We start from the raw sequence: 14,684 nt of genomic DNA, 5'->3' as shown, positions 1-14,684 counted from the left end.
TCACCTCCCTCGAAAGACCGCGAGCATGCCGATCGTCCTGCCCTCCATGGCCCGTCCGACCCTGACCGAGCCCACCTACCTCACGCCTCCCGTCTGGAAGCCGGTCCTCGCCTGGGCCGGCCTGGTCATGGGTGGACTCATGGTGGTGGGGGCGCTCGGAACGCTCGGAACGCTCGGCAGCGGCGTTCTCGAGTCGGTGGCGATGGCGCTCATCGGTCTGGCCATGGCCTTGGCGGGCGGGTGGTGGGTCTTCTGCGAGCGTGAGGACCGCACCCACGCCGAGGAGGACTTCCAACTCGACCGGCAGGCCGCTCTCGCCGCGCAGTCGATGTCCGGCTTCGTCGCCCCGGACGCGCTGAGCCCGCTGACCTGGAACACCCCGTTGAGCCCGTTCACCCGTCGCTGGCCGGTGGTCGGCTCCGTCTCGGTGGCCATGTTCATCGTCGGGGCGGCACTGATGCCCACCCCCGCGCCCACGCCGACCCCGGCCTCGAGCCCGGTGGCCGCGACCAGCACCGTCACCACCACGGCCCGGGCCGCAGCGCCGACGACCACCGTGACGCAAGCCCCCACGAGTTCACCGGCCTCGGCGACCCCGGTCACGCCCGTCGCAGTCGAGTCGGAGTCCGCGCCCCGGCAGCCGGTGGCTCCCGAGCCCACGTACGCGCCCGCCCCGGTCGCCGAGCCGGTCCCGCAGGCGGCGTCCTACGCCAACTGTTCGGCGGCCCGGGCCGCCGGCGTCGCGCCGCTGTACCGCGGTCAACCGGGGTACGCCTCGACACTGGACCGAGACAACGACGGTGTCGCCTGCGAATGATCCGCGCCGCCAGCGACCGCAGGATCGCTCGGCGCTGAAATCCTCGTCGTCGTCGTTCCCGTGAGTCGTTCCGGGTCGGGCGAACGGATCGGGCAAGATGTGTATCGGCGCCGGGAACACACAGGTGAGCCCGCGCGTTGCACATGTACGAGTGATTCGTCGGTGACCCGGCGGGGACTCTCGACCAACGACCTTCCCCGACAATTCCGAAGGGACCTCGATGCGCACCAGCAGCAACCCGGTCTTCAGTTCACTGTCCACGGACAGTGCCCGCGGCGCCACCCACCTCGGTGGTGCCGGCCGTGGCGCCTTCCAGCAGGGCCAGTACGGCCAGCAGGGCTTCGGTGCCCAGGCCGGTTACGGTGCCCCGCAGGCGCACCCGCAGTTCGCCGCCGACACGCGGCCCATGACGATCGATGACGTCGTCGCGAAGACCGGCACGACGCTCGGTCTGCTCGCCATCGTCGGCACGATCTCCTTCTACCTGATCACGATGAACCCGGGGCTGCTGTTCCCGTTCATCCTGGTCGGCGGCATCGGCGGCCTGATCACCGTTCTGATCGCCACCTTCGCGCGCAAGATGGACTCCGCGCCCGTCACCCTGACCTACGGCGCCCTCGAGGGGCTGTTCGTCGGCGCGGCGACGTACCTGTTCACCATCGACCTGCAGGGGACCGGCGGCGTCCTCGGCGCGGTGGGTGCCGCGATCCTCGGCACCATCGGCGTCTTCGTGGGCATGCTGTTCGTCTACAAGACCGGCGCCGTGCGCGTGACGCCCAAGTTCACCCGCTTCATGTCCGCCGCGATCGTCGGCGTGCTGTTCGCGGCCCTGGGCAGCATCGTGCTGAGCCTGTTCACCGGCACCAACCCGCTGTACGACGGTGGCCCGATCGCGATCGGCTTCTGCCTCCTGTGCATCGGCCTGGCCGCGTTCAGCTTCCTGATGGACTTCGACAACGCCGACCGCCTCGTGCGCGCCGGTGCCCCGTCCAAGATGGCGTGGGGCGTCGCGCTCGGCCTCACGGTCACCCTGGTGTGGCTGTACGTCGAGATCCTCCGCCTCATGAGCTACTTCCGCGACTGACCGGCGCGAGCTGTAGCGCTGCCTGACTGATCAGGTCAGGTTCCGGCGAATCCCACGGCCCCGGCCCCCCGCGAGGGGAGCCGGGGTCGTCGGCATTTCGGGTGTGGCGGCGATGGGGTTCCGGCAGCGGCCGGCGTGCCCGGCCCGCCTCGTACACCCCGCGGGCGCCGCCGGGGTAGCCGGCTGCAGGACCAACGACGAGAGCGCCCCGGGCACACTTCCTCGAGAGAAGCGTGCCCGGGGCGCTCGCAGTGCCGCGGGGTGGCGCGGGCTCAGGCCACGCCGGGTGGGATCAGCTGAGGCGCTCGAGCACCATCGCCATGCCCTGGCCGCCGCCGACGCACATGGTCTCGACGCCGAACTGCTTGTCCTCGGCCTGCAGGTTGTTGAGCAGCGACGCGGTGATGCGGGCGCCCGTCATACCGAAGGGGTGGCCGAGCGCGATGGCACCGCCGTTGATGTTGAGCTTGTCCTCCTCGATGCCGAGCTCGCGGGCCGAGCCGAGCACCTGCACGGCGAACGCCTCGTTGATCTCGAACAGGTCGATGTCGGAGATCGACTTGCCGGCGATCCGCAGGGCGTTCTTGACGGCCTCGATCGGCCCCAGGCCCATGATCTCGGGCGACAGGCCGGACACGCCGGTGGAGACGACGCGCGCGAGCGGGGTCAGGCCCAGCTCCTTGGCCTTGGTGTCGGACATGATCACCAGGGCGGCGGCACCGTCGTTGAGCGGGCAGCAGTTGCCGGCGGTGATGGTGCCATCGGGGCGGAAGACCGGGTTGAGCTGCGAGACCTTCTCGTAGGTCGTGCCGGCGCGCGGGCCGTCGTCGGTGGAGACGACGGTGCCGTCGGGCATGGTGACCGGGGCGATCTCGTTGGCGAAGTGGCCACGCTCGATCGCGTCGAGGGCGCGGGAGTGCGAGCGCACGCCCCAGTGGTCCTGGTCCTCGCGGGTGATGCCGGTCATCTGGGCGACGTTCTCGGCGGTCTGGCCCATGGGGATGTAGACGTCGGGGAGCTGGCCGTTCACCCGCGGGTCGGTCCAGGTCTCGGCGCCGCCCTCTGCGCGCGTGGCGGTGCGGGCCTCGGCGTCGGCGAAGATCGGGTTGTGTGTGTCCGGCCAGTGGTCGGCGGTGCCCTTGGAGAAGTTGGAGACGGTCTCCACACCGGCGGAGATGAACACGTCACCCTCGCCGGCCTTGATCGCGTGCAGCGCCATACGGGTGGTCTGCAGCGAGGAGGAGCAGTAGCGGTTCACGGTGGTGCCCGGGACGGTGTCCAGGCCGGCGAGCACGGAGACGACACGGCCCATGTTGAAGCCCTGCTCGCCGCCCGGCAGGCCGCAGCCCAGCATGAGGTCGTCGATCTCGGTGGGGTCGAGCGCGGGGATCTTGTCCAGCGCGGCCTTGACCATCTGGGCGGTGAGGTCGTCGGAGCGGATGCCCACGAGGGAACCCTTGTTGGCGCGCCCGATGGGGGAACGGGCGTACGAGACGATCACGGCTTCCGGCATGGAAAGCTCCTTCGTTGCGGGTGAGTGCTGGTGTGGTCGGGTCAGTCCTGGGGATCCGGGTCGTCCCGCGTCGAGCGGGCCGGTGTCAGGATCCGGCTACGGCGTCGGAGGGTGTCCGCGGCCTCACGGGCCTCGCCCGTGCTCTCGGGGTCACCGTCCACGTCCTCATTATGCAGGAACGTGTTTCGGTCACCGTCGTCCGCATCCTCGTGAGTGCGGACGAAGTCGGTCAGGCGCTTGGTCAGCCGGGCCACCACGGACTCGCGGTGCTCGGCGGGCGCGCCGGAGTCGGGAGCGTCGGCGGGCGCGCCGGTGTCGGCGGTCGCGCCGGTGTCGGCAGTCTCGCCGGAGCTGCCGGAGACGGCGAGATCGGCGGCGCTCTCGGCGGCCTCAAGCGAGGCGGCGGCCTCCTCGGCGTCGTGCGGCAGCTGCTCCTCGGGCATGTCCTCCCACACGCCCAGCGCCACGCACACGGCGGGCAGCAGCAGGCCGGCGGCGAGTTCGTATCCGGCCGAGTTGGGATGGAACCGGTCGGGCGAGAACAGGCTCTCGCCGCGACGGTGGAACTCGGGCGCGAGCGTCTCCGCCAGGGAGACGGGGATGCCGCCGGCCTTGCGGGCCTGCACGGCTTGCGCGCCGGCCAGGCGTCGGCTCAGGCCGGACATGACCGATCGCAACGGCTGGGGGACCGGCTTGATGATGCTCAGGTCGGGGCAGGTGCCCACGACGACGTGCGAACCGTTCTCCCGGAGCGCCCGCACCGCGTCGCCCACTCGCCGCGCCGAGGGACCGATCGCGTTGCGGGAGGTGATGTCGTTGCCGCCGACGAGGATCACCGAGATGTCGGGGTCGCCGTGCGCGATCTGCATCGCCTCGATCTGCCCGGGCAGTCCCTTGGACGTGGCGCCGACGATCGCCTTAATGCTCAGCCGTACATCCCAGCCGGACTCTTCGGCCAGGCCGCGCGCCAGCAGCACGCCGGGCAGCTCGTCGGGGGAGTCGGCGCCGAGGCCGGCGGCGAGCGAGTCGCCGAAGATCATCATGTGTACGTCGCACGTCATTCCGGATCGCCACGGCTCGGGTGACCGGGCCCCGGGCCGGTAGAGCCCGTCGCCGGAGTAGGGCCGCGACGTCGGCTTGGGGATCACCCGGCGGGCGATCCGGGCCTGCTGCGTGAGCACCTCCTGGGCGCCGCGGTACGCCCCCACCGTGCCCACGGCTGCCAGCCCGAGGCTCATCCAGAGGCGTCGGGAGGCGTCGTCGGCGTCGGTCATCGGGCGTGTCGTCTCCCCTCTGGGTTGTGGTCGGACTCTGGGTTGTGGTCGAACTCTGCGTTGTGGTGGGACCCGGCGTCGTGGCGTGAGCCCGTCCGGTGGCGTGCGGCGGACGGAGCGGCCAGCTCACGGGCGTGCTGGGCCAACTCGACGATAGCCCTCCTGCTCTCGGCCGGCCCGCGGGAGAGGTCGATCGGGTACTCCACGATCGAGATGTCGGTGTGGACGATCCGTCGGGGCTGGGGGGAATCGTCGCGCCGCTGGGCCGGGTAGACCAGGTACGCGCGGTCCACCCCGAGCGCGGTGCAGGCGGCCAACAGTCGGTAGTGCTCGGCGGCGTGGGCCCGGCGGTCCGTGGGATAGGTCGGGACGAACGTGGTGACGGGCTCGCCGTCGACCTCGTACACCAACCCCGTGCGCACGGAGATGTGGTCACCGTCGTCGGATGGCGCACTGTGACGACCCGACGGCGCGTCGTCCGCCTCGGCACCGGAATCCAGGTTGACGACGGGGTTCTGCAGCAGCCGACCTCCCCGGCCGTCGAGGGCGGCGGTCAGCTCGGCTTCCACGAAGCGTTCGAACAGTGCCGGCATCTCGGTGACGAAGGCCGCCGACGCGGCGTGGCCGTCCTCGACCTCCACCGAGATCCGCCGCACGATGCGGTCCGCCAACGCCAGCGCGTCCTGGTAGCGCGCGTTGAGCCTGCTGGGCGTCCACGCCGGCACGGGCGCGCCCTGGCCGATGAGCGTGGCATCCGACAGGCGGGCGTCGACCATCGCCAGCCGGCGGCGGGTGGAATCGGGCAGCTCGGGCAGGAATTGCAGACGGTGGGCGGCCGTGCGCAGGATGCGGTTCTCGGCGATGTCCGGGGTGAACTCGGAGTAGGTGACCTCGAGCGGGATGGTCATGCCCGGGTGGCGGCGGATCTGATCACCCAGTCGGATCCGGCCGCGCACGGTGGTCAGCGCCTCGTCCACCCTGCGGTACCCGCGCAGCAGTCCGGCGGACAGGGCCCGGTGCGCCAACCGGGCCATGGACTCGGCGACGGAGGTCCACAGCTCGTCGTCGTCCCTGGCCTGCACCGATGAGGACAGGAACGGGTCGTCGGCCGCGTGGTCGAGCAGGAAGAACAACTGCGTCAGGCCGAGGCTGGCGGCGGGCATGACCCGCACTGACAGACCTTCGACGCGGACCGAGCCCACCGCGCCGCAGGGGATGAGCCGCCACGTGTCGCGGCCGGCGGGCAGCACCTCCACGAGGCCGGTCTGCGACAGGTGCTGCGCACCCTCCCAGCTCAGGTTGACCAGTCGGCCGCGGCGGTCGAACTCGTCGAACTCGAGCGCCACCGGCGACGCCGGCGACTGTGCCGACGCCGGCGCGCCGGCGCGAGTCGGAGTCGCGGTCACGCCCGCCCGATCTTGCGGCGCAGTGCCGCGAGGCCGAACCGCTCGTGCACCTCGGCGCGGGTGAGCCGCCCGTAGTAGTGCTCCTCGAGCAGCGGGAGCAGGTCGAAGCGCCAGATCGCCTCGAGACCGCCCGGCTCGGTGGCCTGGTCCTTCATGAAGTACGACGGCCCGATCCGCAGGTCGCGGTCGGAGTCGTCGATCTCGGAGTTGAGCGCCTCGAGCAGCTCCGCGGGCTCGGTCGTCACGCCGCGCGCCTCGAGGTGGCGTCGGAGCACGCCGGCCACCGGCGGGGTGTCGGGGTGCAGTTCCATGAACGCGAAGCGTCGGCGGATGGCGGCGTCGACCATGGCGATCGACCGGTCGGCGGTGTTCATGGTGCCGATGATGAACAGGTTGCGCGGCAGCCGGAACGAGGTGTCGGGGGAGTACTGCGGCAGCACGGTCCGGTCCCGGTACTCCAGCAGGAAGTACATCTCGCCGAACACGCGGGCCAGGTCGGCGCGGTTCATCTCGTCGATGATGAGGAAGCTCGGGTGTTCGCGACCCGACTCCGAGGTCGCCCGCGCGGCCTGGCGCCGCAGCGGCCCGGCCTGGAGAGCGAAGCCGGGCTGCCCGGACTCGGTGAGCGTGGGTCGGTAGCCCTCGAAGAAGTCCTCGTAAGCGTAGCTGGGGTGGAACTGCACCAGCTGGACCCGGCTGGGGTCGTCGGGGCCGGCGAGGAAGCGGGCCAGTTCCTGGGCGAGGAAGGTCTTGCCGGTGCCGGGCGGGCCGTAGAACACGATCTGCTGACGCTGCTGCAGGGTGTCGACGATCTCCTGCAACTCCTCGCGGGGCATGTGCAGGCCGTCGGCCAGCTCGTCGGTGACCTCGGGCAGGGTCGGCACCGCCCCGGCCGCGGGCGCCTCGGCGACCTGCGACTCCGCGGAGTGGCGCCCGGGGTGCATCGCCGAGAGCATCGCGTCCAGCCCGTCGGTGAGGTCGACGACCGTGCCGGGCTCGCCGATCAACTCGGACAGGGGACTGGGCAGGGTCTCCAGGTCGAGGGTGACGGTGCTCCACAGCACCGAGCGCTCGAGTTGCTGTCCGCCGTCGTCGACGTAGCCGAGGTCGTCGGTGAGGGTGCCCAGATGCAGTTTGGCGTCGGCGACCGTGGCCACCACGTCCTGCGGGTTCATCCGGGACAGGAAGGTGTGCAGCTCGGCGGTGAGCTGGAACCGGGCCTGGTAGTCCAAGTGCGGGTAGCCCTGCTCGACGGCCTGGGATACCTCGAGCCGGCTGGCGTGCGCGGGGATCCGCGGCAGGTGCGAGGCGGGCAGCGCGATGCGGTTCTGGGCGACCCACTGGCCGGCCTGGCCGACGCCGCCGCGGCCGGGCCGCACGAGCCAGGCACGCCGGGAGTGGTCGTCGCGGTGGCGCTGCCACTGGTTGGCCACGGAGCCGCGGTACCAGTCGACGGGCTGGCCGAGCTGCGCGGAGAGCACCTCGGAGATGCGGTGCAGGTCCTGGTCGATGTCCAGCTCGTCGATGCCGGACGGGCCGCCGATGAGGTCGGCGAACGCGTCGCGGATGCGGGTCTTGTGCTCGTGCTTGACGATCGGCTGGAAGTAGCCGGGCCACACGAGGTACTGGAGGCTGTAGCGGATGGCCCGCCAGTCGCCGGGGGTGGAGCGGGCCGCGCGCTGGAATTCCCACGGATCCGACAGCGCGGCGTCCCGGACGGACGCGTCGAGCTCGGCCCAGTGGATGACGAACGAGCACAGCCAGCGCAGGTGCTCGCGCATCTGCACGTTGAAACCCAGGCCGCCGGTGAGCGGGCCCTTCTCGCTGAGGACCTCGTCGAGATCGGTGGGGATCCCGGGCGCGTCCTCGATCCAGGAGAGCACGTCGCGGACGCGGCCGCGCTTGAGGCGGGCCGTGACCGTGGACAGGGGGAGCTGTTGGATGAAGAGCAGCTCGGCGGCGAGCAGGACCACGGGCCGTGGTGCGCCCTCGAGCTGGTCGTGCAGCGCCTGCATCACGGGGGAGCGTGTCGACCCGGGCGCCGCGCCGGCGGCCCCTTCCTCGGGGTCGGAGTCCAGACGGCGGGCCAGTTCCTCGGCCACCTCGGGCGTCCACGTGTAGAGGTCGTCCTCGAAGGGGGACTGACCGGTCCGCAGTGCCGGTCCCAGGACCCGCCCGGCCGCCGCTTCGATAGTCGGGGCCGGGCCGTGGGGCCTGTCCTGGGAACCGTCTGACACGTGGAACTCCTGCTACGCCGGGGCGGATTCGGGCCCGCCTGGAGGCGACCCGACATTCGTGAAGAACCTACCACCGGCCCCGGTCTTCAGCCGGTCAGCTGTGATACGGCTCCGCGGTCACGATGGTGACGGCGACCTTCTTGCCGTTGGGGGCGGTGTACTCGCGGCTCTCCCCGTTCTTGGCGCCGAGGACGGCCTTGCCGAGCGGGGACTCGGGGGAGTAGATCTCGAGGTCGTCCTTGCCGGAGCCCTCGCCGCGGGTACCGATGAGGAAGGTCTCCTTGGTGTCCTCGTTGCCGTTGTAGTAGGCGCGGACGACGGAGCCGATGAGCGCGACACCGGACTCGGTGGGCGTCTCGCCGACCTGGGCGTTGGCCAGCAGGTCGTCGATGGTCCGGATGCGGGCCTCCTCCTGGCCCTGCTGCTCACGCGCGGCGTGGTAGCCGGCGTTCTCCTTGAGGTCGCCCTCCTCGCGCCGCTCGTTGATCTCGGCGGCGATGACCGGACGGTTGGCGATCAGCGCCTCCTTCTCGGCCATGAGGCGGTCGTACGATTCCTGGGTCAACCAGTGGACCTGGGTGTCGTTCGCCATGAGCGCACTCCAATCTGTTCGCGTGCGTGATGTAAGAAAAACACGGCCCCGCGAAAAAGGGAGCCGTGCTGAAGCGCCGATTCTAACACAGGCGCCGTGGCCCGCCGGCCGATACGCGCGGCCCTGACGGCCGCGCCGTCTGCGGCTCTACCTGCGCAGGTAGTCGGGGACGTCGTCACCACAGCCGTAGACGTCCGCGGCGAACGCGCGGGCGGTGGTGAAGATGGACGCGTCGATCTGGATCGTGGTGTTCTCCGACGGTGGGACGTAGACCTCGCGCCGGCCGAGTTCGCCCTTGGACTCCTCCTGGGCCCGGATGATGCAGTAGGCGGGCGTGCCCGGCTCCTCGCGCGTCACGGTGAACGTCAGGTCGACCCGCGACTCGTCGACGACCTCCACCCCGATCGCCTCGCCCGTGATGTCCGGCGTCTGGTTGAGACGCCACATCGTGTAGACGCCGGCGATCACCAGGCCGCCCACGAGCAGCGCCAGGATGACGGCGACGACCTTGCCGGTCAGGTTCGAGCCGCGGTCGGCCGTCGCGTACCGGTCCGCGGGCGGGCCCACGGGGGGCTGCGACGGGGCGTCCGACCTCGGCTCACTCATGGGAGCCAGGGTATCGGGGCACGCCGGCGGGGACGGCCGGGGGTCGCCGGCGGGCCCCGCCGGGGGCGGCGCCTGGGCCGACGCCCATAGAATGGTGCGGTCATCCACTCACGTGAGAAGAACGGCAGGTGCTCCCGATGGCCGGTCTGCGGCTGATGGCGGTCCACGCCCACCCCGACGACGAGTCGTCAAAGGGGTCGGCAACCATGGCCAGGTACGTCGCCGAGGGCGTCCACGTGCTGGTGGAGACGTGCACCGGGGGCGAGCGGGGCGACATCCTCAACCCCGCGATGGACCGCCCCGACATCGTCGCGGACCTGACGGGCGTCCGGGTGCGTGAGATGGCGCGCGCGGCCGACATCCTGGGGGTCGACCACCACTGGCTGGGATATGTGGACTCGGGGTTGCCGGAGGGTGACCCCACGCCACCCCTGCCGGAGGGATGTTTCGCCCTGGCCGACGACGACGAGGTCACCGAGTCCCTGGTCCGCAGGATCCGGGAGTTCCGTCCCCACGTGATGATCACCTACGACGAGAACGGTGGGTATCCCCATCCGGATCACCTGAAGGTGCACTCGGCGTCGATGGCCGCGTACGAGGCCGCCGCCGACCCCGCCCGTTATCCGGACGCCGGTGAGCCGTGGGCGATCGCCAAGGTCTACTACACCCACGGGTTCCCCAAGAGCCGCCTCCAGCTGCTGGACGACGAGCTGTTCGCCCGCGACGGGGTGCGCCACTTCGAGGAGTTCCTGTCGCGCTGGGGGGACCGCCCCGACATCATGGAGCGGGTCACCACGCGGGTCGAGTGCGCTGACTACTTCGAGCAGCGCAACTCGGCACTGCTGGCCCACGCCACCCAGATCGACCCCAACGGCTGGTTCTTCGCCGCACCCGTGGAGATGCAGCAGCGGGTGTGGCCCACCGAGGAGTTCGAGCTCGCCGCCAGCCGGGTGGGCTTTCCCGAGCTCGGTGAGGGAGAATACGAGACAGACCTGTTCGAGGGAGTCGACCCGTACGTCGCTCTCCCCGTCGGCCCGAGCACGAGTGAGGACCCACGATGATCACCCTGGGACCGGACGTCCAGATCCTGGCGTACCAGTCGGCGATGGTCCTCGCGCAGAACCAGTCGCCCGGTACGCCCGGGTACAACGACAACCCGGTGGGGCCGGAGTTCGGCAAGGCATCGCCGATCGGTATCCCGGTGATCTTGCTGCTGCTCATCGCCACCGTGCTGCTCATCCGCAACATGAACAAGCACATCAAGAACCTGCCGGATAGCTTCGACACCGAGCATCCCGAGCCGGATCAGCTCGCCGACGAGGGCACCGACCGCGGGGCGGTCCCGCCCCTGGAGCCGACCGACGGTCAGCCCGACCCCCGCTGAGCCCGCCCCCCGCTGAGCCCGCCCCCCGGCTGAGCCCGACCTCCGCTGAGCCCGCCCCCGAACCCAGCACACGATCCGCCCCTCGGATGTCGATCCGCGTTGCGGGTCCCGCGGGCGGATCGACCTCCGAAGGGCGGACCGTGGTGAGGGCGAACCCGCCCGCCGGTTCAGCGGCCCAGGAGGTCGCCCATCGGGACGAAGTCGCTGAACTCGTCGTCGTCGGTCCTGCGTCCCCGCCCGGCGTCCGCGCGCGTCGGCGCCACCGCGCCGGCGGTGACCCCGGCGAACCGCAGCATGTAGTCCGACAGTTCGGTCCCCACTCGCGCGGTACGGGCGCGCAGCGAGTCCTCGTCGCCGTCGGTGGAGACGGCCCCGAAGTCCTCGGCCGCCGCGAACACGGTCGTGGGCACGATGTCGGCCTTGAGGTAGGCGAACATCGGCCGCAGGGCGTAGTCGACCGCCAGCGAGTGCCGAGCGGTGCCGCCGGTCGCGCCCAACGCCACCGGCACGCCGGCGATCGTGCCGGGTTCGATGACGTCGAACAGCGACTTGAACAGGCCCGAGAACGACTGGTTGTAGATGGGCGACACCGCGATCAGCCCGTCCGCCCGGCCGATCTCGTCGATCGCCGCGGCCAGTTTCTCCCCGGGGAACCTGGTGAAGGTGGCGTCGACGACCTCGTGCGCCAGTTCGCGCGCCTCGAGAACCGTCACGTCGACCCTCTGGCCGTGCCGCGCGAGCGCGTCGCGGGTCGCGGCGGTGAGCTGGTCGGCGAGCATCCGGGTGCTGGAGGGCACCGAGGTTCCGGCGGCGACGACGACGAGGTTGAGCGGCCGCCCGGCGGAGTGGCTGTTGTGGGGGTCGGTCACTTGGAGTCCTTCCCGGCCGGCGCCTCGGCGAGGCGGGCCTGGTTGCGGCGGGCGCGGGCCAGCGACTGCTCCTGGGCGCGCTGACCGCCCTCGGCGGTGAGGCCCGTCCAGTTGTCGCCGGTGCCGAAGCGGTACGCGTCGGAATAGGTGGGATCGCCGGCGGCGGCCAGGTCGGCGTCGCGGGCGGCCACTCGCCCGGCGTGGGTCGGCCCGTCCGGGACGTGGGCCGGGCGCAGTGCGTCGAGTTCCCGTCGCAGGGTCGGCACGATCTCGCTGCCCAGGATCTCGATCTGCTCGAGAACGGTCTTGCGGGGCAGGCCGGCGTGGTCGATGAGGAACAGCTGACGCTGGTAGTCGCCCACGTGCTCGCGCATGGTCATGTATCGGTCGATGATCTGCTGCGGCGAGCCGACGGTCAGCGGGGTCTGGGCCGTGAAGTCCTCCAGCGACGGGCCGTGGCCGTAGACCGGCGCGTTGTCGAAGTAGGGGCGGAACTCGTCGACCGCGTCCTGACTGTTGGTGCGGGCGAAGAACTGCCCGCCCAGGCCGACGATCGCCTGGTCCGCCGAGCCGTGGCCGTAGTGCTCGTAGCGGCGGCGGTACAGCTCGACCATCTGCTTGGTGTGGTGGATCGGCCAGAAGATGTTGTTGTGGAAGAAGCCGTCTCCGTAGAACGCGGCCTGCTCGGCGATCTGCGGCGAGCGGATCGAGCCGTGCCACACGAAGGGCGCGACGCCGTCCAGCGGGCGCGGGGTCGAGGTGAACTGCTGCAGGGCCGTGCGGAACTTGCCCTCCCAGTCCACGACGTCCTCGTGCCACAGGCGGTGGAGCAGTTCGTAGTTCTCGATCGCGATCGGCAGGCCCTGTCGGATGTCCTGCCCGAACCACGGGTAGACCGGGCCGGTGTTGCCACGGCCCATCGTCAGGTCGATCCGGCCGCCTGCCAGGTGCTGCAGCATCGCGTAGTCCTCGGCGATCTTCACCGGGTCGTTGGTGGTGATCAGGGTGGTGGCCGTCGACAGGATGATCTCGGAGGTCCTGCCCGCGATGTAGCCCAGCGTCGTGGTGGGGGAGGACGTCACGAACGGCGGGTTGTGGTGTTCGCCCAGCGCGAAGACGTCGAGGCCCACCTGCTCGGCCAGAGTGGCGTACTCGACGACCGCCTCCAGTCGCTCGTGCTCGGTGGGTATCCGCCCGGTGGTGGGGTCCGGGGTGATGTCGGCGATGCTGAAGATTCCGAACTGCATGATGGTGGCCTCTCGTCTGTTGGTGTCCCCATCTTAACTAGCTGACATATCAAACAAAAGAAAGTGGGGCGGTATTCCCCCTCACATGGCGGGTGCCGTCCGGCCTGCTCCGGTGTGGACGGTTCCGCAGCCGCCCCTCGCGACGGCGTCTGGCCTGCGCAGCGGTGCACGCCAGACGCCATGGCGGGACGCGGCTGCGTCCTGGTCGAGCAGGCGCGGGAGCGACACGCCAGCCTCGCGGGCGACACGCCAGGCGCGGGAGCGGCTGTCAGGGTAGGGCTGCGAGGCGATTCGGGCCGGCCCGGGTCCGTCTGCTATGGTGTCCGGCATGTCGATCGCTCGCGCTTATTGGCGCTTTATGTGGGCTCCGGGTGGAGCCCGCGCCGCGAGCGCACGCGTCCGCTAGACGGACGTCTCGACACCCGGAGCCCAGAGGCGGTGACCACCATGGTCGCCGCCTTCCGCCTTTCCAGACGGCGGATCCGGGTGCGCGAGACGCAGGGCACCGAAGAGATCACGGCACCCGGCCCGCCACGACCACATCGCCAGGAGTGCACAGCCGTGACCGTCACCGCCGAGAACCCCACCCAGACCGCCGACAGGCGAGTCCTGTCCTACTCCCCGCTGCCGACGCCGACCGAGATCCTCGGCGAGCTCCCGCTGGGCGAGGCCCGCGAGGCGCTGGTCGAGCGCAGTCGCGCCGACGTCGCCGACGTGCTCGCCGGGCGCGACGACCGCCTGCTCGTGGTCGTCGGTCCGTGTTCGGTCCACGACACCGAGGCTGCCCTCGACTACGCGGCGCGACTCGCCGCGCTCGCCGCCGAGACGGCCGAGGACCTGCTCATCGTCATGCGCGTGTACTTCGAGAAGCCCCGGACCACCGTCGGGTGGAAAGGCCTCATCAACGACCCCGCGCTCGACGGGAGCTACGACATCCCGCGCGGCCTGCGCACCGCCCGCACCCTGCTGCTCGACGTGCTCGACCTGGGGCTGCCCGTGGGGACCGAGTTCCTCGAGCCGACCAGCCCGCAGTACATCGCGGACGCCGTCTCGTGGGGCGCGATCGGCGCCCGCACCACGGAGAGCCAGGTACATCGTCAGCTGGTGTCCGGCCTGTCGATGCCGGTGGGCTTCAAGAACGGGACCGACGGCGAGGTCCAGGTCGCGGTCGACGGCTGCCGGTCGTCGGCGGCGCGGCACGTGTTCTTCGGCACCGACGCCGACGGCCGGGCCTCCGTCGTGGAGACCGCCGGCAACACCGACTGCCACGTCATCCTCCGCGGCGGGACCGGTGGACCCAACCACGACGCCGAGTCCGTCGCGTCGGCCGTCGCGGCGGTCGGCAAGGTCGGCCTGCCCGGTCTGGTGATGGTGGACGCGAGCCACGCCAACTCGGGTAAGTCGCACGAGCGGCAGGCAGAGGTCGTGGCCGAGCTCGCCGAGCGGATCGGCGCGGGGGAGCAGGGCATCTCCGGGCTGATGATCGAGAGCTTCCTCGAGCCCGGCGCCCAGTCCGTCGAGGCCGACGAGCTGGTGTACGGCCAGTCGGTGACGGACGCGTGCATCGGCTGGGACACCACCGCCGACAGCCTGCGTGCGCTCGCCGCGGCCGTCCGTCAGGGCCGACGAGGCTGACCGCCGCTGGCCCCGCCGCC

13 protein-coding genes are annotated in these 14,684 nt (G+C 71.0%); 5 read left to right on the top strand and 8 right to left on the bottom strand.

Annotated features, from left to right (window positions below):
• Positions 1–25 precede the first annotated feature (25 nt).
• Together AB5G72_RS10955 and AB5G72_RS10950 are read left to right on the top strand one after the other, a co-directional pair.
• Positions 26–817, top strand: a complete 792-nt coding sequence (locus tag AB5G72_RS10955; protein WP_440219867.1) for an excalibur calcium-binding domain-containing protein — start codon at positions 26–28, stop codon at positions 815–817.
• A gap of 220 nt (positions 818–1,037) precedes the next feature.
• Positions 1,038–1,901, top strand: coding sequence for a Bax inhibitor-1/YccA family protein (locus AB5G72_RS10950; protein WP_120283781.1), 864 nt, complete (start codon positions 1,038–1,040; stop codon positions 1,899–1,901).
• A 292-nt stretch (positions 1,902–2,193) separates the two neighbouring features.
• On the opposite strand, the gene AB5G72_RS10945 is transcribed toward AB5G72_RS10950, so the two are convergent.
• The 6 genes from AB5G72_RS10945 to AB5G72_RS10920 all read right to left on the bottom strand — a co-directional run bounded on the left by AB5G72_RS10945 (position 2,194) and on the right by AB5G72_RS10920 (position 9,529).
• Positions 2,194–3,414 carry an acetyl-CoA C-acetyltransferase gene (locus AB5G72_RS10945; RefSeq protein ID WP_069389598.1) on the bottom strand — a complete coding sequence of 407 codons (1,221 nt, stop codon included), beginning with the start codon at positions 3,412–3,414 and terminating at the stop codon, positions 2,194–2,196.
• Positions 3,415–3,455: 41 nt separating this feature from the next.
• On the bottom strand, positions 3,456–4,688 hold the full coding sequence (locus AB5G72_RS10940) for an SGNH/GDSL hydrolase family protein (RefSeq protein ID WP_440219866.1): 1,233 nt from the start codon (positions 4,686–4,688) through the stop codon (positions 3,456–3,458).
• The gene (locus AB5G72_RS10935; RefSeq protein ID WP_440219865.1) at positions 4,685–6,094 is read right to left on the bottom strand and encodes an McrC family protein; all 1,410 of its coding nucleotides are present in this window, start codon (positions 6,092–6,094) and stop codon (positions 4,685–4,687) included. Before AB5G72_RS10935 ends, AB5G72_RS10940 begins: the two co-directional genes overlap by 4 nt.
• The gene (locus AB5G72_RS10930) at positions 6,091–8,331 is read right to left on the bottom strand and encodes an AAA family ATPase (RefSeq protein WP_069389600.1); all 2,241 of its coding nucleotides are present in this window, start codon (positions 8,329–8,331) and stop codon (positions 6,091–6,093) included. Before AB5G72_RS10930 ends, AB5G72_RS10935 begins: the two co-directional genes overlap by 4 nt.
• A 94-nt stretch (positions 8,332–8,425) precedes the next feature.
• On the bottom strand, positions 8,426–8,923 hold the full coding sequence (greA, locus tag AB5G72_RS10925) for a transcription elongation factor GreA (RefSeq protein ID WP_067715687.1): 498 nt from the start codon (positions 8,921–8,923) through the stop codon (positions 8,426–8,428).
• 147 nt (positions 8,924–9,070) lie between these two features.
• Positions 9,071–9,529: a DUF4307 domain-containing protein gene (locus AB5G72_RS10920; protein WP_120283777.1), complete on the bottom strand. Its 459-nt coding sequence runs from the start codon at positions 9,527–9,529 to the stop codon at positions 9,071–9,073.
• A gap of 137 nt (positions 9,530–9,666) precedes the next feature.
• On the opposite strand from AB5G72_RS10920, the gene mca reads away from it, so the two are divergent.
• Entirely contained in the window at positions 9,667–10,590 is a 924-nt protein-coding gene (gene mca, locus AB5G72_RS10915; RefSeq protein WP_096905165.1) for a mycothiol conjugate amidase Mca, read from the top strand.
• The gene (locus AB5G72_RS10910; protein WP_407334648.1) at positions 10,587–10,913 is read left to right on the top strand and encodes a hypothetical protein; all 327 of its coding nucleotides are present in this window, start codon (positions 10,587–10,589) and stop codon (positions 10,911–10,913) included. The genes mca and AB5G72_RS10910 overlap by 4 nt, the downstream gene beginning before the upstream one ends.
• A 167-nt stretch (positions 10,914–11,080) precedes the next feature.
• Here AB5G72_RS10910 and AB5G72_RS10905 read toward each other — a convergent pair whose 3' ends face one another.
• Positions 11,081–11,782, bottom strand: coding sequence for a CE1759 family FMN reductase (locus AB5G72_RS10905; RefSeq protein WP_440219864.1), 702 nt, complete (start codon positions 11,780–11,782; stop codon positions 11,081–11,083).
• A complete protein-coding gene (locus AB5G72_RS10900) occupies positions 11,779–13,029 on the bottom strand; it encodes an LLM class flavin-dependent oxidoreductase (protein ID WP_440219863.1) in 1,251 nt (416 codons plus the stop codon). Before AB5G72_RS10900 ends, AB5G72_RS10905 begins: the two co-directional genes overlap by 4 nt.
• A gap of 561 nt (positions 13,030–13,590) precedes the next feature.
• Here AB5G72_RS10900 and AB5G72_RS10895 point away from each other — a divergent pair.
• Entirely contained in the window at positions 13,591–14,664 is a 1,074-nt protein-coding gene (locus AB5G72_RS10895) for a 3-deoxy-7-phosphoheptulonate synthase (RefSeq protein ID WP_440219862.1), read from the top strand.
• Positions 14,665–14,684 lie beyond the last annotated feature (20 nt).

The organism is Dietzia sp. MNB45 (genome assembly GCF_051994785.1).
Taxonomy (GTDB): Bacteria; Actinomycetota; Actinomycetes; order Mycobacteriales; family Mycobacteriaceae; genus Dietzia; species Dietzia kunjamensis.
Note: the sequence above shows the minus strand (reverse complement) of the source record. Positions and strands in the feature narration are given on the sequence as shown.

Bases quoted from the DNA above. Each gene is read 5' to 3' on its own strand.
- AB5G72_RS10955 (WP_440219867.1), top strand. From the start codon at position 26: ATGCCGATCGTCCTGCCCTCCATGGCCCGTCCGACCCTGACCGAGCCC.
- AB5G72_RS10950 (WP_120283781.1), top strand. From the start codon at position 1,038: ATGCGCACCAGCAGCAACCCGGTCTTCAGTTCACTGTCCACGGACAGT.
- AB5G72_RS10945 (WP_069389598.1), bottom strand. From the start codon at position 3,414: ATGCCGGAAGCCGTGATCGTCTCGTACGCCCGTTCCCCCATCGGGCGC.
- AB5G72_RS10940 (WP_440219866.1), bottom strand. From the start codon at position 4,688: ATGACCGACGCCGACGACGCCTCCCGACGCCTCTGGATGAGCCTCGGG.
- greA (WP_067715687.1), bottom strand. From the start codon at position 8,923: ATGGCGAACGACACCCAGGTCCACTGGTTGACCCAGGAATCGTACGAC.
- AB5G72_RS10920 (WP_120283777.1), bottom strand. From the start codon at position 9,529: ATGAGTGAGCCGAGGTCGGACGCCCCGTCGCAGCCCCCCGTGGGCCCG.
- mca (WP_096905165.1), top strand. From the start codon at position 9,667: ATGGCCGGTCTGCGGCTGATGGCGGTCCACGCCCACCCCGACGACGAG.
- AB5G72_RS10910 (WP_407334648.1), top strand. From the start codon at position 10,587: ATGATCACCCTGGGACCGGACGTCCAGATCCTGGCGTACCAGTCGGCG.
- AB5G72_RS10900 (WP_440219863.1), bottom strand. From the start codon at position 13,029: ATGCAGTTCGGAATCTTCAGCATCGCCGACATCACCCCGGACCCCACC.